Origin of the sequence: Pseudomonas sp. WS 5503, assembly GCF_012985385.1 — a bacterium.
Classification (GTDB): Bacteria; Pseudomonadota; Gammaproteobacteria; order Pseudomonadales; family Pseudomonadaceae; genus Aquipseudomonas; species Aquipseudomonas paracarnis.
On record NZ_JAAQWI010000001.1, the window covers coordinates 137048 to 156975 of the forward strand.

At 61.6% G+C, this 19928-nt stretch carries 19 protein-coding genes; 11 read left to right on the top strand and 8 right to left on the bottom strand.

The window, feature by feature from the left end:
* Nucleotides 1-35: 35 nt before the first annotated feature.
* Complete coding sequence (locus tag HBO10_RS00640; protein WP_034127188.1) at nucleotides 36-950, bottom strand: DUF808 domain-containing protein; 915 nt, start codon at nucleotides 948-950, stop codon at nucleotides 36-38.
* 134 nt (nucleotides 951-1084) lie between these two features.
* Here HBO10_RS00640 and HBO10_RS00645 point away from each other — a divergent pair, with 134 nt between their 5' ends.
* Nucleotides 1085-1690, top strand: a complete 606-nt coding sequence (locus tag HBO10_RS00645; protein WP_032897537.1) for a TetR/AcrR family transcriptional regulator — start codon at nucleotides 1085-1087, stop codon at nucleotides 1688-1690.
* A gap of 203 nt (nucleotides 1691-1893) precedes the next feature.
* Nucleotides 1894-2352, top strand: a complete 459-nt coding sequence (locus HBO10_RS00650; protein WP_034127187.1) for a transposase — start codon at nucleotides 1894-1896, stop codon at nucleotides 2350-2352.
* 131 nt (nucleotides 2353-2483) lie between these two features.
* Here HBO10_RS00650 and HBO10_RS00655 read toward each other — a convergent pair whose 3' ends face one another.
* Nucleotides 2484-2924 carry a heme-binding protein gene (locus HBO10_RS00655; protein WP_020302584.1) on the bottom strand — a complete coding sequence of 147 codons (441 nt, stop codon included), beginning with the start codon at nucleotides 2922-2924 and terminating at the stop codon, nucleotides 2484-2486.
* Between the two features lie 256 nt (nucleotides 2925-3180).
* Between HBO10_RS00655 and gcl the strand changes: the two genes are divergently transcribed.
* From gcl to HBO10_RS00700, 9 genes are all read left to right on the top strand, one after another.
* Complete coding sequence (gene gcl, locus HBO10_RS00660; protein ID WP_003189987.1) at nucleotides 3181-4956, top strand: glyoxylate carboligase; 1776 nt, start codon at nucleotides 3181-3183, stop codon at nucleotides 4954-4956.
* A 10-nt stretch (nucleotides 4957-4966) separates the two neighbouring features.
* Complete coding sequence (gene hyi, locus HBO10_RS00665; RefSeq protein ID WP_014717718.1) at nucleotides 4967-5749, top strand: hydroxypyruvate isomerase; 783 nt, start codon at nucleotides 4967-4969, stop codon at nucleotides 5747-5749.
* A gap of 126 nt (nucleotides 5750-5875) precedes the next feature.
* A complete protein-coding gene (locus HBO10_RS00670; protein WP_034127186.1) occupies nucleotides 5876-6766 on the top strand; it encodes a 2-hydroxy-3-oxopropionate reductase in 891 nt (296 codons plus the stop codon).
* Nucleotides 6767-6923: 157 nt separating this feature from the next.
* A complete protein-coding gene (locus tag HBO10_RS00675; protein ID WP_034127185.1) occupies nucleotides 6924-8204 on the top strand; it encodes a glycerate kinase in 1281 nt (426 codons plus the stop codon).
* Nucleotides 8194-9609: a pyruvate kinase gene (gene pyk, locus HBO10_RS00680; RefSeq protein WP_034127184.1), complete on the top strand. Its 1416-nt coding sequence runs from the start codon at nucleotides 8194-8196 to the stop codon at nucleotides 9607-9609. The genes HBO10_RS00675 and pyk overlap by 11 nt, the downstream gene beginning before the upstream one ends.
* 131 nt (nucleotides 9610-9740) lie before the next feature.
* Nucleotides 9741-10616 carry an urea transporter gene (locus HBO10_RS00685; RefSeq protein WP_034127183.1) on the top strand — a complete coding sequence of 292 codons (876 nt, stop codon included), beginning with the start codon at nucleotides 9741-9743 and terminating at the stop codon, nucleotides 10614-10616.
* Between the two features lie 31 nt (nucleotides 10617-10647).
* Entirely contained in the window at nucleotides 10648-11472 is an 825-nt protein-coding gene (locus HBO10_RS00690) for an ion transporter (RefSeq protein WP_014717713.1), read from the top strand.
* A 93-nt stretch (nucleotides 11473-11565) separates the two neighbouring features.
* On the top strand, nucleotides 11566-12567 hold the full coding sequence (locus HBO10_RS00695) for a sulfate ABC transporter substrate-binding protein (RefSeq protein ID WP_034127182.1): 1002 nt from the start codon (nucleotides 11566-11568) through the stop codon (nucleotides 12565-12567).
* Between the two features lie 251 nt (nucleotides 12568-12818).
* Nucleotides 12819-14024, top strand: a complete 1206-nt coding sequence (locus tag HBO10_RS00700) for an MFS transporter (protein WP_034127181.1) — start codon at nucleotides 12819-12821, stop codon at nucleotides 14022-14024.
* Between the two features lie 290 nt (nucleotides 14025-14314).
* On the opposite strand, the gene phnN is transcribed toward HBO10_RS00700, so the two are convergent.
* The 6 genes from phnN to HBO10_RS00730 form a co-directional block, all read right to left on the bottom strand.
* Complete coding sequence (gene phnN / locus HBO10_RS00705) at nucleotides 14315-14887, bottom strand: phosphonate metabolism protein/1,5-bisphosphokinase (PRPP-forming) PhnN (RefSeq protein ID WP_034127180.1); 573 nt, start codon at nucleotides 14885-14887, stop codon at nucleotides 14315-14317.
* 439 nt (nucleotides 14888-15326) lie between these two features.
* Nucleotides 15327-15734, bottom strand: a complete 408-nt coding sequence (locus HBO10_RS00710; protein ID WP_034127179.1) for a lipoprotein — start codon at nucleotides 15732-15734, stop codon at nucleotides 15327-15329.
* Between the two features lie 16 nt (nucleotides 15735-15750).
* Nucleotides 15751-16941: a c-type cytochrome biogenesis protein CcmI gene (gene ccmI, locus HBO10_RS00715; RefSeq protein WP_034127178.1), complete on the bottom strand. Its 1191-nt coding sequence runs from the start codon at nucleotides 16939-16941 to the stop codon at nucleotides 15751-15753.
* A complete protein-coding gene (locus HBO10_RS00720; protein ID WP_020301388.1) occupies nucleotides 16934-17407 on the bottom strand; it encodes a cytochrome c-type biogenesis protein in 474 nt (157 codons plus the stop codon). Before HBO10_RS00720 ends, ccmI begins: the two co-directional genes overlap by 8 nt.
* A complete protein-coding gene (locus HBO10_RS00725; protein WP_034127177.1) occupies nucleotides 17404-17940 on the bottom strand; it encodes a DsbE family thiol:disulfide interchange protein in 537 nt (178 codons plus the stop codon). Before HBO10_RS00725 ends, HBO10_RS00720 begins: the two co-directional genes overlap by 4 nt.
* Nucleotides 17937-19925: a heme lyase CcmF/NrfE family subunit gene (locus tag HBO10_RS00730; RefSeq protein WP_034127176.1), complete on the bottom strand. Its 1989-nt coding sequence runs from the start codon at nucleotides 19923-19925 to the stop codon at nucleotides 17937-17939. Before HBO10_RS00730 ends, HBO10_RS00725 begins: the two co-directional genes overlap by 4 nt.
* Nucleotides 19926-19928 lie beyond the last annotated feature (3 nt).

The following is a 19928-nucleotide window of genomic DNA, read 5'->3' on the forward strand; positions in this document are numbered from 1 at the left end:
CATTCGATTGAATGGCCTTTTTTATGCCTGCGGTTTCACCCTCGCAGTGCTTTCCAACCTTTACCTGCCACGCTGACCACTGCCAGGACGACAGCGCCGGCAATGATCCCCGCCACCGCATTGAGCAGCGTTGGCATCAGCCACGCCAACGCGCCGGTGCTCTGGCTCACGGTTTCGATCCAGTGATGCACCACGGGCACGCCATGGGTGAGGATGCCGCCACCGACCATGAACATCGCCGCCGTGCCAATCACTGACAGGCTCTTCATCATGTAGGGGGCCGCGCTCAGGATCGCGCCGCCAATACTGCGCGCCACCTGGCCCGGCTTCTGCGTCAGCCACAGCCCCAGGTCGTCGAGCTTGACGATACCGGCCACCAATCCATATACGCCGATGGTCATGACAATGGCGATACCCGACAGCACGATCACCTGCTGCGTGAGCTGCGCGTCGGCGACGATGCCGAGGGTGATGGCAATGATTTCGGCGGAAAGAATAAAGTCGGTACGGATCGCACCCTTGATCTTGTCTTTCTCGAACGCCACCAGATCGGTTGCCGGGTCGGCCACCGCTTCAGCCAACTGTGCGTGTTCGGCTTGATCTTCAGCCTTGCTGTGCAGGAATTTGTGCGCGAGTTTTTCGAAGCCCTCGAAACACAGGTAGGCGCCGCCGAGCATCAATAGCGGTATCACCGCCCAGGGTGCAAAGGCGCTGATCAACAGGGCCGTCGGCACCAGGATCAGCTTGTTGATAAACGAGCCCTTGGCCACCGCCCACACCACCGGGATTTCTCGCTCGGCGCGCACGCCGGAGACCTGCTGGGCATTCAGCGCGAGGTCATCACCCAGCACGCCCGATGTCTTCTTGGCGGCCATTTTTGTCATCAGCGCGACGTCATCGAGTACCGCCGCGATATCGTCGATCAACACCAACAAGCTGCTTCCTGCCATGAACCGGACTTCCGTTAGAGAGAGATGGCGCGAGCATAGCGCGGCGCGGGGCCTTGCGGGCAGATTGTTGAGGCTTGCGGATGGCCGGTGCTACCATGCGCAACCGCCTGTCATGGCAAGGAAACGTCTGGTTTATGAGCAGCATTCGCGAGCGCAACAAAGAAAAAATCCTGCGGGCGGCGAGCGAGGAGTTTGCCGACAAGGGCTTCGCCGCGACCAAAACCAGCGACATCGCCGCCAAGGCCGGGCTGCCCAAGCCCAACGTCTATTACTACTTCAAGTCCAAGGACAACCTTTACCGCGAGGTGCTCGAAAGCATTATCGAGCCGATCCTGGCCGCCTCCACGCCGTTCAACCCCGAAGGCGAGCCCAAGGAAGTATTGAGCAACTACATCCGCTCCAAAATCCGCATCTCCCGCGACCTGCCGTTCGCCTCCAAGGTGTTCGCCAGCGAAATCATGCACGGCGCCCCACACCTGAGCGCCGACCAGGTTGAGCAGCTCAACGCTCAGGCCAAGCACAATATCGACTGCATTCAGAGCTGGGTTGACCGTGGCCTGATCGCCGCGATCGACCCCAACCACCTGATGTTCAGCATCTGGGCAGCCACCCAGACCTATGCCGATTTCGACTGGCAGATCTCGGCGGTAACCGGCAAGGCCAAACTGGATGAGGCCGATTATGAGGCGGCGGCGCAGACGATTATTCGGTTGGTGCTCAAGGGGTGTGAGCCGGATTGATAGACCGCGGCGAGGCTATCGCAGGCAAGCCAGCTCCCACACGGATTTGCGCCGGACACAAAATGTAAAATGGTCACAATCCCCTGTGGGAGCGGGCTTGCCCGCGATAGCGCCCATCCAGACACATCCTGCTAAAAGCCCGCCGATCAGCTTTCGCCCCTCAGTCTAGCCTCTCAGAACACCATCTGAAGAGAGGCCACGGAATGCCTGATTTACCTGCTTCAAAACGCCTGTGCATCGGCCGCTATAACGAGTCCAACCGCATTTACCTGCTCACCACCAACACCCTTGAACGCGAGCCCATCTTCAGCGACTTCAGACTCGGCCGCCTGGTCGTACAACAATTCAGGATCGCCCAATATAAAGGGCTCGCAACATCATTGGCCTGGGTGGTGATGCCTGACCATTTCCATTGGCTTGTTTCTCTGGAGAAAGGTTCACTTGCCGACTTGATGCGACAAGTTAAATCCAAGAGCACCCGAGTGGTGAATGCGGTGGCTGGCCGCCAAGGTCGCCTCTGGCAACCGGGCTTTCATGACCATGCCGTGCGTCGAGAGGAAAGCCTTGAGGGGATTGCACGTTACATCGTAGCCAGTCCACTCAGGGCCGGGCTGGTAAAGAAGTTTGGTGACTATCCGCTGTGGGATGCCATTTGGGTTTGACTCTAGACCGAGTCGACTGCATCGCAGGCAAGCCAGCTCCCACACTGATTGCACTCCCACAGTTGAATTTGTGAACACCGCCAATGTGGGAGCTGGCTTGCCTGCGATAGCTTACTCACAGTCAGAACGATTCAAGCCGACACCCCCGCATCCGCCATCAACCCCACTCCTTCTATCGCCGTGATCGCACACTGCTCGTCAATATCGGACGTGTCCCCGCTGATCCCGATCGCGCCCAGCACCATGCCGCTCTGATCCCGAATCAACACCCCACCCGGCGCCGGCACGACGCTGCCCTGCCCCAGGCTGTTCAACGCCGCGATAAACGCCGGGCGCTGTTGGGCGTCCAGCGCCAGCAAACGTGAACCCTTGCCCAGGGCAATGGCGCCCCAGGCCTTGCCGATGGCGATTTGCGGCCGTAGCAGGCTGGCGCCGTCTTCGCGTTGCAGGGTGACCAGGTGGCCGCCGCTGTCGAGCACGGCGATGGTCAGTGGCGCAGCCGAAATGGTGCGGCCTGCAGTAAGGGCCTGGGTGGCCAGTTGGGTGGCGAGTTTCAAGGTTAAAGCGCTCATAGGTGCCGTCCTTATCTTGTTATGGGTAATGCGGTGAGGTCTGTTTGATCAGATGCTCGATCACACAAATAGAACACAATGATGTTTATTTTTGTATACAATATTTTCCAACAAAGGCTCCACACGTCGAAAAAAGCGCTTCCGACGAACGCAAAGGTCAGTTTACGAAAGGCATTGACCAACGCCGCTCGCCGTGAATACACTTTGGACAGACACCACTTGTATACAATTACAAAACGCAAGAGGCACCAAAACCATGAGCAAAATGAGAGCAATCGAAGCCGCCGTCCTGGTGATGCGCCGTGAAGGTGTGGATACCGCCTTCGGTATCCCAGGCGCCGCGATCAACCCGCTGTATTCGGCCTTGCAGAAGGTGGGTGGCATCGATCACGTCCTTGCTCGCCACGTTGAAGGCGCCTCGCACATGGCCGAGGGCTACACCCGTACCAAGGCCGGCAACATCGGCGTGTGCATCGGCACGTCGGGCCCGGCGGGTACCGACATGGTCACCGGCCTGTACAGCGCCTCGGCCGACTCGATCCCGATCCTGTGCATTACCGGCCAAGCCCCCCGCGCCCGGATGCACAAGGAAGACTTCCAGGCCGTGGACATCACCAGCATCGTCAAGCCGGTGACCAAGTGGGCAACCACGGTGCTGGAACCCGGCCAAGTGCCTTACGCGTTCCAGAAGGCCTTCTATGAAATGCGCTCCGGCCGCCCCGGCCCGGTGCTGATCGACCTGCCGTTCGACGTACAGATGGCCGAGATCGAGTTCGACATCGACGCCTACCAGCCGCTGCCTCTGGCCAAGCCGCTGGCGACCCGTGTGCAAGTGGAAAAAGCCCTGGCTCTGCTCGACGCAGCCGAACGCCCATTGCTGGTGAGCGGTGGCGGCGTGATCAACGCCGACGCCAGCGAGTTGCTGGTGGAGTTCGCTGAACTGACCGGCATCCCGGTGATCCCGACCCTGATGGGCTGGGGCACTATCCCGGACGACCATCCGCTGATGGTGGGCATGGTCGGCCTGCAAACCTCGCACCGCTACGGCAACGCGACGATGCTCAAGTCAGACGTGGTGCTGGGCATCGGCAACCGCTGGGCCAACCGTCACACCGGTTCGGTAGAGGTGTACACCGAAGGCCGTAAATTCATTCATGTCGACATCGAACCGACCCAGATTGGCCGCGTGTTCACGCCGGACCTGGGCATCGTTTCCGACGCCGGCTCCGCGCTGACGATGTTCATTGAAGTGGCCCGCGAGTGGAAAGCCGCCGGCAAGCTCAAGGACCGCAGCGCCTGGTTGCATGACTGCCAACAACGCAAGGCCACCCTGCATCGCAAGACTCACTTCGACAACGTGCCGGTCAAGCCGCAACGCGTTTACGAAGAGATGAACCAGGTGTTCGGCAAAGACACCTGCTACGTCAGCACCATCGGCCTGTCGCAGATTGCCGGCGCGCAATTCTTGCATGTGTACAAGCCACGCCACTGGATCAACTGCGGCCAGGCTGGTCCACTGGGCTGGACCATTCCCGCGGCGCTGGGCGTGGTCAAGGCCGACCCGAGCCGCAAAGTGGTGGCCTTGTCGGGCGACTATGACTTCCAGTTCATGATCGAAGAACTGGCGGTGGGCGCACAGTTCAAGCTGCCGTACATCCATGTGGTAGTGAACAACTCATACCTGGGCCTGATCCGCCAGGCCCAGCGTGGGTTCGAGATGGACTACTGCGTGCAGCTGTCCTTCGACAACCTCAACGCCCCAGAACTCAACGGCTACGGCGTCGACCATGTGGCGGTTGCCGAGGGCTTGGGCTGCAAGGCCCTGCGTGTGTTCGAGCCAGGCCAGATCCAACCAGCCTTGCGCCGCGCCCAAGAGATGATCGAAGAATTCAAGGTGCCGGTGATCGTTGAGATTATTCTGGAACGGGTGACCAATATTTCCATGGGCACCGAGATCAACGCCGTCAATGAATTCGAAGACCTGGCCCTGGTCGGCAACGACGCGCCGACTGCCATTTCCCTGCTCGATTAAGGAGAACCCTATGCCGCGCTTTGCTGCCAACCTGTCCATGCTGTTTACCGAACAGGATTTCCTTGCCCGCTTCAAAGCGGCTGCCGATGCCGGCTTCCAGGGCGTGGAGTACCTCTTCCCGTATGAGTTCAGCTCTGCCGACATCAAGGCGCAGTTGGACGCCAACGGCCTGACCCAGGTGTTGTTCAACCTGCCTGCCGGTGACTGGGCCAAGGGCGAGCGCGGCCTGGCTTGCCACCCGGACCGGGTCGAGGAGTTCCGTGCTGGGGTCAAACTGGCAATCGCCTATGCCCAGGTCTTGGGCAACACCCAGGTCAATTGCCTGGCGGGAATCCGGCCACAAGGCGTCGATGACGAGACCGTGGAAAAGACCTTTGTCGCCAACCTCAAGTACGCCGCCGAGAAGCTGCAAGCGGCGGGTATCAAGCTGGTGATGGAGATGATCAACACCCGCGACATTCCCGGCTTCTACCTCAACAACACGGCGCAGGCCCTGTCGATTCGCGAGCAAGTGGGCAGCGCCAATCTGTTCCTGCAATACGACATCTACCACATGCAAATCATGGAAGGCGACCTGGCGCGGACCATGGCGGCGCACCTGGGCGAGATCAATCACATTCAGCTGGCGGACAACCCTGGGCGCAACGAACCAGGTACCGGCGAGATCAACTACCGCTTCCTGTTCGAGCATCTGGACCGCATTGGTTACGCGGGTTGGGTCGGCTGTGAGTACAAGCCGTTGACCACTACCGAGGCGGGTTTGGGTTGGCTCAAAACCCACAACGCCATCTGACACAACACAAAACAAAACAATGTGGGAGCTGGCTTGCCTGCGATGCAGACACCTCGCTGTATCAGGCATACGGGGGTGATGCCATCGCAGGCAAGCCAGCGCCCACACTAAAAGAGGTTTTTGATCATGGCTAAAATCGGATTTATCGGCACCGGCATCATGGGCCAACCCATGGCCGCCAACCTGCAGAAAGCAGGCCATCAACTGTTTCTCTCCGAACATCACGGCAAGGCTCCGGCTGAACTGATCAGCGCCGGCGCCGTGGCGCTGGCCAACCCGCAACAAGTGGCCCAGGAAGCCGAGTTCATCATCGTCATGGTGCCCGACACCCCTCAAGTCGATGACGTGCTGTTTCGCGCCGACGGCGTGGCTGCGGGCCTGTCGCCGAACAAGGTGGTGATCGACATGAGCTCGATCTCCCCTACTGCCACCAAAGCATTCGCCGCCAAGGTCAACCAGGCCGGCGCGCAGTACCTGGACGCCCCGGTGTCCGGTGGTGAAGTCGGTGCCAAGGCCGGCACCTTGAGCATTATGGTCGGTGGCGAACCGCAGACCTTCGAACGCGCGCTGCCGCTGTTCCAGAGCATGGGCAAAAACATCACCCTGGTAGGCGGCAATGGCGATGGCCAGACCGCCAAGGTGGCCAACCAGATCATCGTTGCCCTGAACATCCAGGCGGTGGCCGAAGCGTTGTTGTTCGCCTCCAAAAACGGCGCCGACCCAGCCAAAGTGCGTGAAGCGCTGATGGGTGGCTTTGCATCGTCCAAGATCCTGGAAGTGCACGGCGAGCGCATGATCAAGGGCACCTTCGATCCGGGTTTCCGCATCAACCTGCACCAGAAGGACCTGAACCTGGCCCTTGCGGGCGCCAAGGAACTGGGGATCAACCTGCCGAACACCGCCGGCACCCAGCAAGTGTTCAGCACCTGCACCGCACTTGGCGGCGGCAACTGGGACCACTCGGCACTGATCAAGGGCCTGGAGCACATGGCGAATTTCTCGATTCGCGATAAATAACCCACACCGCTGATCGTTCCCACGCTCCGCGTGGGAATGCCTCTTGTGACGCTCCGCGTCACGCTTTGGGCGCAGAGCGTCCCGGACTGCATTCTCACGCAGAGCGTGGGAACGATCGCTGCACCTCTAATAACAAGAATCCCCCGGGAGCCCGCTTATGTCGGTCGATCCGCAACACCTGCTTCGCGAGCTGTTTGCCACAGCCATCGATGCCGCCCACCCCCGGCAAGTCCTTGAACCCTACCTGCCTGCCGACCGCAGTGGCCGTGTGATCGTGATCGGCGCCGGTAAAGCCGCGGCCGCCATGGCATTGGTCGTCGAAGATTGTTGGCATGGCGAAGTCTCGGGCCTGGTGGTCACGCGCTATGGCCATGGCGCGCCATGCAAAAAAATCGAAGTGGTCGAAGCCGCCCACCCGGTTCCGGATGCGGCCGGCCTGGCCGTGGCCCAGCGCGTGCTGGAACTGATCAGCCATCTGAGTGAAGACGACCGTGTGATCTTCCTGCTCTCCGGCGGTGGCTCGGCATTACTGGCCCTGCCCGCCGAGGGCATCACCCTGGCGGACAAACAAGCCATCAACAAAGCCCTGCTTAAATCCGGCGCCACCATTGGCGAGATGAATTGCGTGCGCAAGCACCTCTCGGCCATCAAGGGCGGGCGTTTGGCCAAGGCTGCGTGGCCGGCCACGGTGTACACCTACGCGATCTCCGATGTACCGGGCGACCAGGCCACGGTGATTGCCTCGGGCCCAACCGTCGGTGACCCTAGCACCTCGCAACAGGCCCTGGCGATCCTCAAGCGTTACCACATCGACACCCCCGCTTCGGTGCGCAGTTGGTTGCAGAACCCGGCCTCGGAAACCGTCAAGACTGGCGATCCGGTGCTTGCCCGCAGCCACTTCCAATTGATCGCCCGCCCGCAGCAATCCCTGGAAGCGGTGGCGGTCAAAGTGCGCCAGGCCGGTTTCAGCCCGCTGATCCTCGGTGACCTGGAAGGCGAAGCCCGCGATGTGGCCAAGGTACACGCCGGCATCGCCCGGCAGATCGTGCAGCACGGCCAGCCACTGGCGGCGCCGTGCGTGATTCTGTCGGGGGGCGAAACCACCGTCACTGTACGCGGCGACGGTCGTGGCGGGCGCAATGCGGAATTCCTCTTGAGCCTCACCGATAGTCTCAAGGGCCTGCCCGGCGTGTACGCCCTGGCCGGCGATACCGATGGCATCGACGGTTCAGAAGACAACGCCGGCGCGATCATGACCCCCTGCAGCTACCGCCGTGCCGAAGCCCTGGGCTTGTCGGCCAGTGATGAGCTGGACAACAACAACGGCTACGGCTATTTCGCCGCCCTGGGCGACTTGATCGTCACCGAGCCGACGCGCACCAACGTCAACGACTTCCGCGCCATCCTGATCCTCGAGACTGCCAACCATGACGCCTGACAAGAAGGTCAAAATCCTCGCCACCCTGGGCCCGGCCACCGACGGTATCGACGACATCCGCGAGCTGGTGGAGGCCGGGGTAAATATCTTCCGTCTCAACTTCAGCCACGGCGACCACGCCGACCATGCCCAGCGCTACCAGTGGATTCGCCAGGTCGAGCGCCAGCTCAACTACCCGCTCGGTATCCTCATGGACCTGCAAGGGCCGAAGCTGCGGGTGGGACGCTTTGCCGAGGGCAAGGTGCAGCTCGTACGCGGCCAGGCCCTGCGCCTGGACCTGGATGAAACCCTGGGCGACCAACGCCGGGTCAACCTGCCCCACCCGGAAATCATCGCGGCCCTGGAGCCGGGTATGGACCTGCTGCTCGACGACGGCAAGCTGCGCCTGCGCGTAATCACCAAGCATGCCGATGCCATCGACACCACCGTGCTCAATGGCGGCGAACTGTCTGACCGCAAAGGTGTGAACGTCCCACAAGCGCTGTTGGAACTGAGCCCACTCACCACCAAGGACCGCCGCGACCTGAGCTTCGGCCTGGAGCTGGGTGTGGACTGGGTGGCGCTGTCGTTTGTGCAGCGCCCGGAAGACATCCGCGAAGCCCGCGAGCTGATCGGCGATAAAGCATTTTTGATGGCCAAGATCGAAAAGCCTTCGGCGGTGCAACGGTTGCGTGAAATCGCCGAACTGAGTGACGCGATCATGGTGGCCCGGGGTGATCTGGGCGTGGAAGTGCCGGCCGAGAGCGTGCCGCAGATCCAGAAAGACATCATCAGCACCTGCCGCCAACTGGGTAAGCCGGTGGTGGTGGCCACGCAGATGCTCGAATCCATGCGCTTCTCGCCGGCACCCACCCGCGCCGAAGTCACCGATGTCGCCAACGCGGTGGCCGAAGGTGCAGATGCGGTGATGCTGTCGGCCGAAACCGCCTCGGGCGAGTACCCGCTGGAAGCGGTGCAGATGATGAGCAAGATCATCCGCCAGGTGGAAAACGGCCCGGACTACCAGGCACAGCTGGATGTCAGCCGGCCCAAGGCAGATGCCACGGTGTCGGACGCCATCAGCTGCGCGATCCGCCGCATCAGCAGCATCCTGCCGGTGGCGGTGCTGGTGAACTACAGCGAGTCCGGCAGTTCCAGCTTGCGCGCGGCGCGGGAGCGGCCCGTGGCGCCGATCCTCAACCTCACACCCAACCTGTCCACGGCGCGGCGCCTGAGCGTGGCGTGGGGCGTGCACTCGGTGGTCAATGATCGGCTGCGCCAGGTGGATGAGGTGTGTTCCACCGCACTGGAAATTGCCCAGGCCCAGGGCATGGCGCAGCGTGGCGATACCTTGGTGATTACCGCAGGGGTGCCGTTCGGGCAGCCGGGGTCCACCAATTCGCTGCGTATAGAGACGCTGATTTAGCGCCTGTCAGGGCCTCATCGCGGGCAAGCCCGGCTCCCACATTTGATCGAGTTTGCATGTCGAACATCAATCAAATGTGGGAGCTGGCTTGCCTGCGATGAGGGCAACTCGGTCTTATTGACTCAACCCAAATGCACAACCCAACCTGCCCCGACTGGGCCGAAGCCCTGCTCAACGGCTTCAGCCAAATCTTCCTGCAGCGCCACCCGCTGTGCGGCCTGCTGTGCCTGCTGGCGATCCTGATCGGTGCCCCGGCCTTGCTTGGCGGTGCCTTGCTGGGGGGCGTCGCAGGGTTGCTCACGGCCCAGCGCCGGGGGTATCCCAAGGCCGAGCGCCAGGCCGGGCTGTATAGCTACAACGGCGTATTGCTGGGCCTGTTGATCAGCCAGCACTTTGCCTGGTCGGCGCTGGTGCCGCCGCTGATCCTGGCGTGCGGCGGCTTGAGTGCCATCCTCACCCGGCACTGGTTGAAACACGCGACCCAACCCCTGAATTTGCCAGCGTACACCGCGCCCTTTGTTGGCCTGGGCTGGTTGCTGCTCGGCCAGGCCCCGGAGAACACCCTTGCGCTGAGCGAGCCCGACACTGTCGCTGTACTGGCCGCACCCTTCACCGGCCTTGGGCAAATCATGCTGCTGGACCAGCCCCTGGCGGGTGTGCTGATCGCCCTGGGCTTGCTGCTGGCCGACCGTCGCGCCGTCGCGTGGGCCTTGGGCGGCGCCACTCTCGGCATGCTGGCCGGCCTGTGGTTGAACGACCCCACTGGCGCCCTGCTCGGCCTGCACAGCTATAACCCCGCGCTGGCCGCGCTGGCCCTGTGCTCGTCGCGTCGCCAGCCTTGGTTGCCACTGCTGGGCATCGGCCTGGCCATCCTGCTCACCCCTGGCTTTTGCGGCCTGCACCTGCCCGCGCTGACCGCGCCATTTATTCTCGCGTGCTGGCTGGTGCGCGCCGGTCAGCGAATGCTGCACAAGCCTCACATGGACAGCCCGTTCGAATCGCCCTAGGCTTGCTCGATATTCGTTTCAGGCAGGGTTTATGGACAGCAACAACGACTGGCGCCAGCGCCTCTACATCATGGTGTTCCAAAGCGACACCGTCGCCGGGCGGCGCTTTGACGGCATCCTGCTGCTGATCATCCTCGCCAGCCTGGTGATCGTGATGCTCGACAGCATCGACACAATCCATCAGAACTACGCCGACGTGCTGGCCTATATCGAGTGGGGCTTCACGCTGATCTTCGCCATCGAGTACGGCCTGCGCCTGTATTGCTCGCCCAAGCCGCTGCGCTATGCCTTCAGCTTTTATGGCTTGGTGGACCTGCTCGCCATCGTCCCCGGCATCCTCGCGCTGTACTACAGCGACGCCCAGTATCTGCTGATCATCCGCATCATCCGGATGCTGCGCATCTTCCGCGTGCTCAAGCTCAGCCCGTATCTCAAGCAGGCCAACTACCTGATGGCGGCGCTGCGCGGCAGCAAGCAGAAGATCGTGGTGTTCCTGGTCAGCGTGTGCACCCTGGTGACGGTGTTCGGCACCTTGATGTACGTGATCGAAGGCCCGGAACATGGCTTTACCAGTATTCCCAAGGGCATCTACTGGGCGATCGTCACCCTGACCACCGTGGGCTTCGGCGATATCGTGCCCAAGACGCCCCTGGGCCAGGTGATTTCTTCGCTGGTGATGATCACCGGTTACTCGATCATCGCCGTGCCGACGGGTATTTTTACCGCTGAACTGGCCAGTGCCATGCGCGGCGAACAGCTGCATACCGACTGCCCAGTGTGCAAGAAGGACAGCCATGAACCCAACGCCGCGTTTTGCGCGCGCTGTGGCAGCAATCTGTTTCGCAAACTGGAATAAGCAAAGTTCGTTTTAATCTTTAAAGCTCTATGCAGGCCCGGCTATAGTCGCTGGCAAATTGCCTCCCTCTTCTCGAACAACAAGGAATGAGCAGTGAAAAAAATCCTCAGCGCCTCCCTACTGGCCGCCGGCCTGGCCTTGGCGGGCTCCGCCCAGGCAGCGACCACCCTGCTCAACGTCTCCTACGACGTGATGCGCGACTTCTACAAGGACTACAACGCCGCTTTCCAGAAGCACTGGGCAGCCGAGCATCCGGACGACAAGCTGACGCTGCAGATGTCCTTCGGTGGCTCCAGCAAACAAGCGCGCTCAGTGATCGACGGCCTGCCCGCCGACGTGATCACCATGAACATGGCTACCGATATCAATGCCCTGGTCGACAACGGCAAGCTGGTGCCGGACAACTGGGTGACACGCCTGCCGAACAACAGTGCGCCATTCACCTCAGCCACGGTGTTTATTGTGCGCAAAGGTAACCCCAAGGCGTTGAAAGACTGGCCCGACCTGCTCAAGGACGGCGTGCAGGTAATCGTGCCCAACCCTAAGACCTCGGGTAACGGCCGCTACACCTATCTGTCGGCCTGGGGTTACGTGCTGAAGAACGGCGGCGATGAAGAAAAGGCCAAGACCTTCGTTGGCAAGTTGTTCAAGCAAGCGCCAGTGCTGGACACCGGTGGCCGCGCCGCCACCACCACCTTCATGACCAACCAGATTGGCGACGTGCTGGTGACCTTTGAAAACGAAGCAGAAATGATCGCCCGCGAGTTTGGCCGTGATCAGTTCGAAGTGGTCTATCCAAGCGTTTCCGCCGAAGCCGAACCGCCGGTGTCGGTGGTGGATAAAGTGGTCGAGAAAAAAGGCAGCCGTGCCGTGGCCGAGGACTACCTCAAGTATCTGTGGTCGCCCGAAGGCCAGGAAATTGCGGCCAACAACTACCTGCGCCCACGGGACCCGAAGGTGCTGGCAAAGTACACCGACCGGTTCCCCAAGGTGGACTTCCTGTCGGTGGAGAAGACCTTCGGCGACTGGCGCACAGTGCAAAAGACCCATTTCAATGATGGCGGGGTGTTTGACCAGATCTACTCTGGCCAATAACCCATCTGACTGAATCAACTCGGTCAAACCTGTGGGAGCTGGCTTGCCTGCGAAAGCGATCTATCAGTCATATTTCTGGTGACTGGTGCACCGCCATCGCAGGCAAGCCAGCTCCCACTTTTTTGCGTAGGGCAGATGTGTCTGAATGTATCATCAGCCGGCATAAGTGATATCACCACAAGCAGCCTACTCACTTGAGAGCCTTGTCTTTACTCTCTCACGCCATCGTCCTTCGCCTTTATGAGTACACCATGAACGCAACCTCTCACGCTGCAGGCACCATGACCCGGGGCATGGTCATGCTGTTCGCGTTTTGCTGCGGCGCCATCGTCGCCAACATCTACTACGCGCAACCGATCATCGAGCTGATTGCACCAGACATTGGCCTGACGCCGGCAATGGCCAGCCTGATCGTGTCCCTCACGCAAATCGGCTATGCCCTGGGCCTGTTTTTCCTGGTGCCTCTGGGCGACCTGCTGGAAAACCGCAAGCTGATGATCGCCACCACCGTCGTGGCGATCGCCAGCCTGTTGGGTGCGGCGTTTATCGAACAGCCGAACCTGTTCTTGCTGGTGTCGCTGCTGATCGGTTTCAGTTCCGTCTCGGTGCAGATCCTGATTCCGCTGGCCGCACACCTGGCGCCGGCCGAATCCCGGGGCCGGGTGGTCGGCAGCATCATGGGCGGCCTGCTGCTGGGCATTCTGCTGGCACGGCCGGTGTCGAGCGTGGTGGCCGACCACTTCGGCTGGCGTGCGATGTTCATGGCGGCCGCCGCACTGATGGCGTTTATCAGCGTGGTGCTGATGCTGACAATCCCCAAGCGCCAGCCCGATCACAGTGCCAGCTACGGCCAGTTGCTGCGCTCCCTGGGCACCCTGTTGCGTGAGCAACCGCTGTTGCGCCAGCGGGCGTTCTACCAGGGTTGCATGTTCGCTGCCTTCAGCCTGTTCTGGACTGCCGTACCACTGGAACTGGCGCGTAACCACGGCCTGAGCCAAAGCGAGATCGCACTGTTTGCCCTGGTCGGTGCCCTTGGCGCCATCGCCGCGCCCATGGCCGGTCGCCTGGCCGATGCCGGCCATACCCACCGCGCCTCGCTGCTGGCGATGCTGTTTGGCGCGCTGAGTTTCCTGCCGGCGTTGGTACACCCGCTCTACAGCGTGATCGGCCTGGCAGTCACCGGTGTGGTTCTGGACTTCTGCGTGCAGATGAATATGGTCCTCGGCCAGCGCGCCATCTACGCCCTCGATGCCAACAGCCGTAGCCGCCTGAACGCGCTGTACATGACCAGCATTTTTATCGGCGGTGCGTTCGGTTCGGCGATTGCCAGCAGCGTGTATGAACATGGCGGCTGGTTGGCCGTCATGCTGGTGGGCAGCGCATTTGCGCTGGTGGCCTTGTTGCGCTTCCTGAGTGCGTCACGTAAAGCCGCGTTGGCCACTGCCCAAGCGTCCTGACGGGGCCTTCGGCTCATAAATACTTTTCACAACGCACAAAGGGGCGGGACTTAATCAATCATTGAGTAAGTCCCGCCCCGCATTGCGTCAAACAATCGCGCCCCTGCCGCCCCTGTATAGTGCTCAACGAAGTTCAGCGCTACCTTGCCGTCGCGTGCCATTTGCGACAGGTCGATCTTGTCTTCTCCGTATTGAAGTCCACCAACAAGTCGGCATGGGTGCGTATTGAAAAATATGAGCTCCGTCTCCGGGTTTTATCTGAGCGCTGGCATTACCCATGCACTACTGGGTCAGGTGTTCACGCTGTGCCCGTGCTCCAGGCAACACAGCAAGCGTTCGACGGTATGCGCCAACGGGCCGGAATTATCCAATACGAACAACCCCGCGCCATGACCGGCAATCAATTCGGCAGTGAACCGCGCATTGCGCGCGAGGCGCTCCTCGATATCCGCCAATGACTCCCGCCCACGCGCAATCAGACGCTGGCGCAGCACCGCTTGGTCCACCGTCAGCAGCAATATCAGCAAGGTCGGATAACGCTCACGGGTTTGCGCCAGGTGCGCACGGGAACCGTTGACCAGAACGTCGTCCCCCGCGGCCAGCCAATCGTCGATTTCCCTGGGGATGCCGTAGGACAAGCCATTAGCCTGCCAGCTCAAGGCAAATGCGCCCTCGGCCTCCATGGCCGCAAACTGCTCGGGGCTCACACCTTGCGCCGCTTCGCCCACCGCCTCCGCGGACCGAGTGATCACCCGTCGCACCATGCGGCACCCACGCTCAACCAGACGTGGGCGTGCGGCATCCAGCAGACTGTCTTTGCCCGAACCCGATGGCCCGATGAGATAGATCAACCTGCCTGCCATTAAAAACCCTCTTCGCTTGTCCCCACACCGGTACATCCCCGGGACCACTGCGCGGCGCCTGGTTTGCACCCGGGGAGCCGCGTCGTAGTAGCCGCAGGAAAGTATACCTAGCAATCCTTCCCACGCCAGGCCAGCGATAGCTACATCACTACAGCGCACTGCGCATTCGGCGCATGCGTCGGGCTTTAATTGCTTGGCCCTACCGTGATCTACACAGTGCGTTTGAAAGCCATGAAAAAGGCGACCCTCAGGCCTAATGCCAGTCAGTTAAGAGCTAGAGCAGACAACCAGTGACTTGTGGCGAGGGAGCTTGCTCCCGCTGGACTGCGTAGCAGTCCCATTTTTGGGGCCGCTTCGCGCCCCAGCGGGAGCAAGCTCCCTCGCCACAGTTACCGATTCTGTCTTAACTGACTGGCATTAACCCTAAGGCCGCCTTTTGTCATTGCGCGTACTGCTTGCTCAACCCCGGCGGCACGCCTTGCACGTTGGTCTCTTCCCATGGCCCGTTGGGGCTGATGGAGCGGCTCCAGCCGTTGCTCCAACGGTAGTAAGTGCGCTGGCGGTAGAAGGTGTCAGGCTGATCGTCGAGCACGTACACCTGCATCTTGCCGTCCCAGTGGCTGGCGGCGCCCGGCGGTGGGGCAAAGGTCGGCGACTTGCTTGGCAGGGGTTTGGCCGGTGGCGTCACCGGGCCGGAAGGTTTGGTGCTGGGCTTGGTGTTCGGCTGGGTCGAGGGGCCAGACGGTGGAATAGTCGGGCCGGTCGGCGCCGGAGGTGGGCGGTGGACCGCACAGGCGCTCAGGCCGAGTACCAGGCTGAGCAAGGTGATGCGTGCAAATGCGGTCATGGGTGTGTCCTCAGAATTACTGGTCCGGAGTGTCGATGGTCAGTTGCTGCAACGCAGTGGTGCTGCTGGCCAACGGTTGGCTGCGGCCGATCCATTCGCCAGTGGTCGGTTGGCCGGCCCGGGATATGCGCGCAACCAGTTGGACTTCGGGGAAGTTGGACAGTTTCAACTGCGGCATCATCGCGTCGGCATCGCCCAGTTCGACGGTGACCGGCAATGCGTCGACGGTCACACGCTTGGCAGCCAAGGGCGCCGGGGGGCCGTTTACGGCGCGGGCAAAGATGAACACGCTGTCGCCTGGCAGGACGTTGGCCTTCACTTCGGCAGATAAGTCCACCCGCACGGTCAGTAGCGCCTTGGGCGCCTGGGCGACGCTGCCACCGCTCTCCTTGAGCTTCTCTGCCGCGCGATCAATCCCGCCTTGCAGGGCGACACGGGAATTGTCTTCTGGCGGCAGTTGCGCGAGCAGGCGGTTCCAGTAGTCGATGGCTTCCTGATAACGCTGGCCCTCAAAGGCAGCGATACCCAACAGGCCAAGACTGGTGACTTCCTTGGGATCGAGCTTCAAGGCTTCGTCGGTCAGCGCCTGAACCTGAGGCGACCATTGTTTGTTGTCAGCAAAGTACTGCGCCTGGGCCCATTGCCCGAGCAGTTCCGGTTGGCGCCCGGCCAACGCAACCGTACGTTCAAAGACTTTGGCGGCATCGCCGGCACGGTCCTGGGCCATATAGGCGCGCCCAAGGAAGTACAAACCTTCTGCCGAATCCGGTTGTGCAGCGGCGGCGCGTTCCAGGCGGCGGGTCATGTCGGCCATGGACACCGGCGGTTGGGAAAACTCACGGGTCAGTTCAACCTTGTCGCTCGCGCCATAATGCAGGTACAGCGCAACGCCCAGCACAGGCACCAGAAACGCCGCCAAAAACGGCAGCGGTTTGCCTAACCGCGATTCGCGGGGCTTTGCCACACCTTCAGTGTCGGCCAGCAACTCACGGGCCGCTTCGGCGCGGCCGGTGTCGAGCTGCGCGGTATTCAACACACCTTCGTCCTGCTGCGCTTGCAGCTCGGCGACGCGTTCCTGGTACAGCGCCACGTTCAACGCGGTGCGATCCTCTTCACGCTGGGCACGACGGCCACGCAACACAGGGATCAACAGGAAACTCAGGGCAATCAGTAGCAGCAAACCGGCTGCGAGCCAGAAATCAATCATCAGTCTTGGTGTCCAGCAATTGGTCGAGGCGTTTACGCTCTTCAGGGGACAGCGCATCGGCGCCATCAATCGGTGCGACACGGCGCCGACGCACGATCACGGCCATTACCACCACGCCGGCCAGCAACAGCCCGGCCGGGCCAAACCACAGCAGCGCGGTCTTGCCGGTGAGTGCCGGTTTGTAGCGTACGAAATCACCGTAGCGGTCGACCATGAAGTCGATGATCTGCTGGTCGTCCTTGCCCTCCCCCAGCATGCGGAAAATCTCTCTGCGCAGGTCGGTGGCAATCGGGGCGTTGGAGTCGGCGATGTCCTGATTCTGGCATTTGGGGCAGCGCAGTTCCTTGGTCAGGTCGCGGAAACGCTCACGCTGCGCGTCGTTGGCGAATTCATAGGTGTCGATGGCGGCGTGGGCCACGCCGGCCAGGCCCAGGGCTAAAACGGCAGCGGTCAACCAACGCTTCATGGCTTGGCCTCATCGACCAGGGCCTGGTACTTGGCGGCCAGTTGCTCGCGCCACACCGTTTCGTCGATCACGCCGACGAACTTGTCGCGGATCACACCTTTGGCGTCGATGAAGAAAGTTTCCGGTGCGCCGTACACACCCAGGTTCAATCCCAGGTTGCCGTCTTCGTCGCGGATATCCAGCTGGTACGGGTTATGAAATTCCGCCAACCACTTCAAGGCCGACGCATTGTCGTCCTTGTAGTTGATGCCGTAGATCACCACACCCTTCTCGGCCAGCTTGTTCAACACCGGGTGTTCGACGCGGCAAGAGATGCACCAGGTGGCCCACACGTTGACCAGCGCCGGCTTGCCCTGCAAGTCTGCCTGGGTCAGGGTCTTGTCACCCTGCACCGTTGGCAGGTTGAAGGCGGGGAACGGCTTGCCAATCATCGCCGAAGGCAGCTCGGCAGGGTCCAGGTACAACCCGCGATACAGGAACACCGCCACCAGCAGAAACAACGCCAGCGGCACAACCATCAACCAACGCTTCATACCGCAGCTCCCGAAAGGCCAAGCGCTTCACGCACCCGGCTCTTGACCTTGACCCGATAGCGCCGGTCCAGCGCTGCGAGCAACCCGCCGAACCCGGTGAGCAAACCGCCGAACCAGATCCAGCGCACGAAGGGTTTGACATGCACGCGCACGGCCCAGGCCCCGTCTCCCAAGGGTTCACCGAGGGCCACATACAGGTCACGGGTGAAACCGGCGTCGATACCAGCCTCGGTCATCATCGAACTCTGCACGGTGTACAGGCGTTTCTCCGGGTGCAGCACGGCGATTTCCTTGCCATTGCGCACTACGCGCACCGTGCCTTTGTCGGAAGTGAAGTTCGGCCCTTCGAAGTGCTTGGCACCTTCGAAGATGAAGTGGTAACCGGCCAGGTCCATGGACTCGCCCGGCGCCAGGCGCAGGTCGCGCTCGGCGCTGTTCTGGCTGGACAGCACTACCCCAAGGGCGCACACCGCGATACCAATGTGGGCGATCTGCATGCCCCAGTAGCTGCGGGTCAGGGTGGGCAGGCCCTTGAGCAAACCCTTGTGGCGCGTTTTGTCGACGATGTCCCGCGCCCCCGCGAGCAACACCCAGGCTGCCAGCAGGAACGTCGCGAGTACCGCCCAATTGAAGTCGCCGTAGGCGAAACCGGCGATCACCGCCAGGGCCACGCTGCCGAGCAGCACCGGCATCAGCATGCCCACCAGCCATTTCACCGGGGTGTCTTTCCAGCGCACCAGCACGCCGACCGCCATCACCACCATCAACAGGCCCATCAGCGGGATGAACAACGCATTGAAGTACGGCGGCCCCACGGACAGCTTGGCGCCGCTCAAGGCGTCCAGCACCAGCGGGTAGAGGGTGCCGAGCAGGATCATCGACGCGGCTACCACCAGCACCAGGTTATTGCCCAACAACAGGGTTTCCCGCGACCACAGGTTGAAACCGACCTGGCTCTTGACCACCGGCGCGCGCAAGGCAAACAGGGTGAGCGAGCCGCCGACGACAAACAGCAGGAAGATCAGGATGAACACGCCGCGCTCAGGGTCTGAGGCAAACGCATGCACCGAGGTCAGCACGCCCGAGCGCACCAGGAAAGTGCCGAGCAGGCTGAGGGAAAACGCCGCGATGGCGAGCAGTACCGTCCAGCTCTTGAACACGCCACGTTTTTCGGTGACGGCCAGGGAGTGAATCAGCGCGGTACCCACCAGCCACGGCATGAAGGAGGCGTTTTCCACTGGGTCCCAGAACCACCAGCCGCCCCAGCCGAGTTCGTAGTAGGCCCACCATGAGCCCAGGGTGATACCGATACCGAGGAAGGCCCAGGCAACGATGGTCCATGGCCGTGACCAGCGCGCCCAGGCGGCGTCGAGACGACCGCCGAGCAAGGCGGCGATGGCAAACGCGAAGGCCACGGAGAACCCCACATAACCCATGTAGAGCATCGGCGGGTGCACGATCAGGCCGATATCCTGCAGCAACGGGTTGAGATCGTGACCGTCCACCGGGATCTGCGGCAGGATGCGGGTGAACGGGTTGGAGGTCATGATCAGGAACAGCAGGAAGCCGATGCTGATCATGCCCATCACCGCCAGCACCCTCGCCAGCATCACTTGCGGCAATTGGCGCGAGAACACCGAGACGGCGAAGGTCCAGCCGCCGAGGATCAAGGCCCACAACAGCAATGAACCTTCGTGGGCACCCCACACGGCGCTGAACTTGTAGTACCAGGGCAAAGCGCTGTTGGAGTTGTTGGCAACGTAGGCGACCGAAAAATCGTCGGTCATGAAGGCGTAGGTCAGGCACCCAAAGGCGAACAGCAAGAAGGCAAACTGGCCCCAGGCGGCCGGCTGCGCCAGGCTCATCCACAGGCGGTCGCCGCGCCAGGCACCGAGCAAGGGCACCACGGCCTGGACCACGGCAAAGCACAGCGCGAGGATCATCGCCAACTGGCCCAGCTCCGGAATAAACAGTGCGGACGTCATGGC

Excerpts from the sequence above, each read along its gene's own strand:
- HBO10_RS00640 (WP_034127188.1), bottom strand. The coding sequence starts at position 950 with ATGGCAGGAAGCAGCTTGTTGGTGTTGATCGACGATATCGCGGCGGTA.
- HBO10_RS00645 (WP_032897537.1), top strand. The coding sequence starts at position 1,085 with ATGAGCAGCATTCGCGAGCGCAACAAAGAAAAAATCCTGCGGGCGGCG.
- HBO10_RS00650 (WP_034127187.1), top strand. The coding sequence starts at position 1,894 with ATGCCTGATTTACCTGCTTCAAAACGCCTGTGCATCGGCCGCTATAAC.
- HBO10_RS00655 (WP_020302584.1), bottom strand. The coding sequence starts at position 2,924 with ATGAGCGCTTTAACCTTGAAACTCGCCACCCAACTGGCCACCCAGGCC.
- gcl (WP_003189987.1), top strand. The coding sequence starts at position 3,181 with ATGAGCAAAATGAGAGCAATCGAAGCCGCCGTCCTGGTGATGCGCCGT.
- hyi (WP_014717718.1), top strand. The coding sequence starts at position 4,967 with ATGCCGCGCTTTGCTGCCAACCTGTCCATGCTGTTTACCGAACAGGAT.
- HBO10_RS00670 (WP_034127186.1), top strand. The coding sequence starts at position 5,876 with ATGGCTAAAATCGGATTTATCGGCACCGGCATCATGGGCCAACCCATG.
- HBO10_RS00675 (WP_034127185.1), top strand. The coding sequence starts at position 6,924 with ATGTCGGTCGATCCGCAACACCTGCTTCGCGAGCTGTTTGCCACAGCC.
- pyk (WP_034127184.1), top strand. The coding sequence starts at position 8,194 with ATGACGCCTGACAAGAAGGTCAAAATCCTCGCCACCCTGGGCCCGGCC.
- HBO10_RS00685 (WP_034127183.1), top strand. The coding sequence starts at position 9,741 with ATGCACAACCCAACCTGCCCCGACTGGGCCGAAGCCCTGCTCAACGGC.
- HBO10_RS00690 (WP_014717713.1), top strand. The coding sequence starts at position 10,648 with ATGGACAGCAACAACGACTGGCGCCAGCGCCTCTACATCATGGTGTTC.
- HBO10_RS00700 (WP_034127181.1), top strand. The coding sequence starts at position 12,819 with ATGAACGCAACCTCTCACGCTGCAGGCACCATGACCCGGGGCATGGTC.
- phnN (WP_034127180.1), bottom strand. The coding sequence starts at position 14,887 with ATGGCAGGCAGGTTGATCTATCTCATCGGGCCATCGGGTTCGGGCAAA.
- HBO10_RS00710 (WP_034127179.1), bottom strand. The coding sequence starts at position 15,734 with ATGACCGCATTTGCACGCATCACCTTGCTCAGCCTGGTACTCGGCCTG.
- ccmI (WP_034127178.1), bottom strand. The coding sequence starts at position 16,941 with ATGATTGATTTCTGGCTCGCAGCCGGTTTGCTGCTACTGATTGCCCTG.
- HBO10_RS00720 (WP_020301388.1), bottom strand. The coding sequence starts at position 17,407 with ATGAAGCGTTGGTTGACCGCTGCCGTTTTAGCCCTGGGCCTGGCCGGC.
- HBO10_RS00725 (WP_034127177.1), bottom strand. The coding sequence starts at position 17,940 with ATGAAGCGTTGGTTGATGGTTGTGCCGCTGGCGTTGTTTCTGCTGGTG.
- HBO10_RS00730 (WP_034127176.1), bottom strand. The coding sequence starts at position 19,925 with ATGACGTCCGCACTGTTTATTCCGGAGCTGGGCCAGTTGGCGATGATC.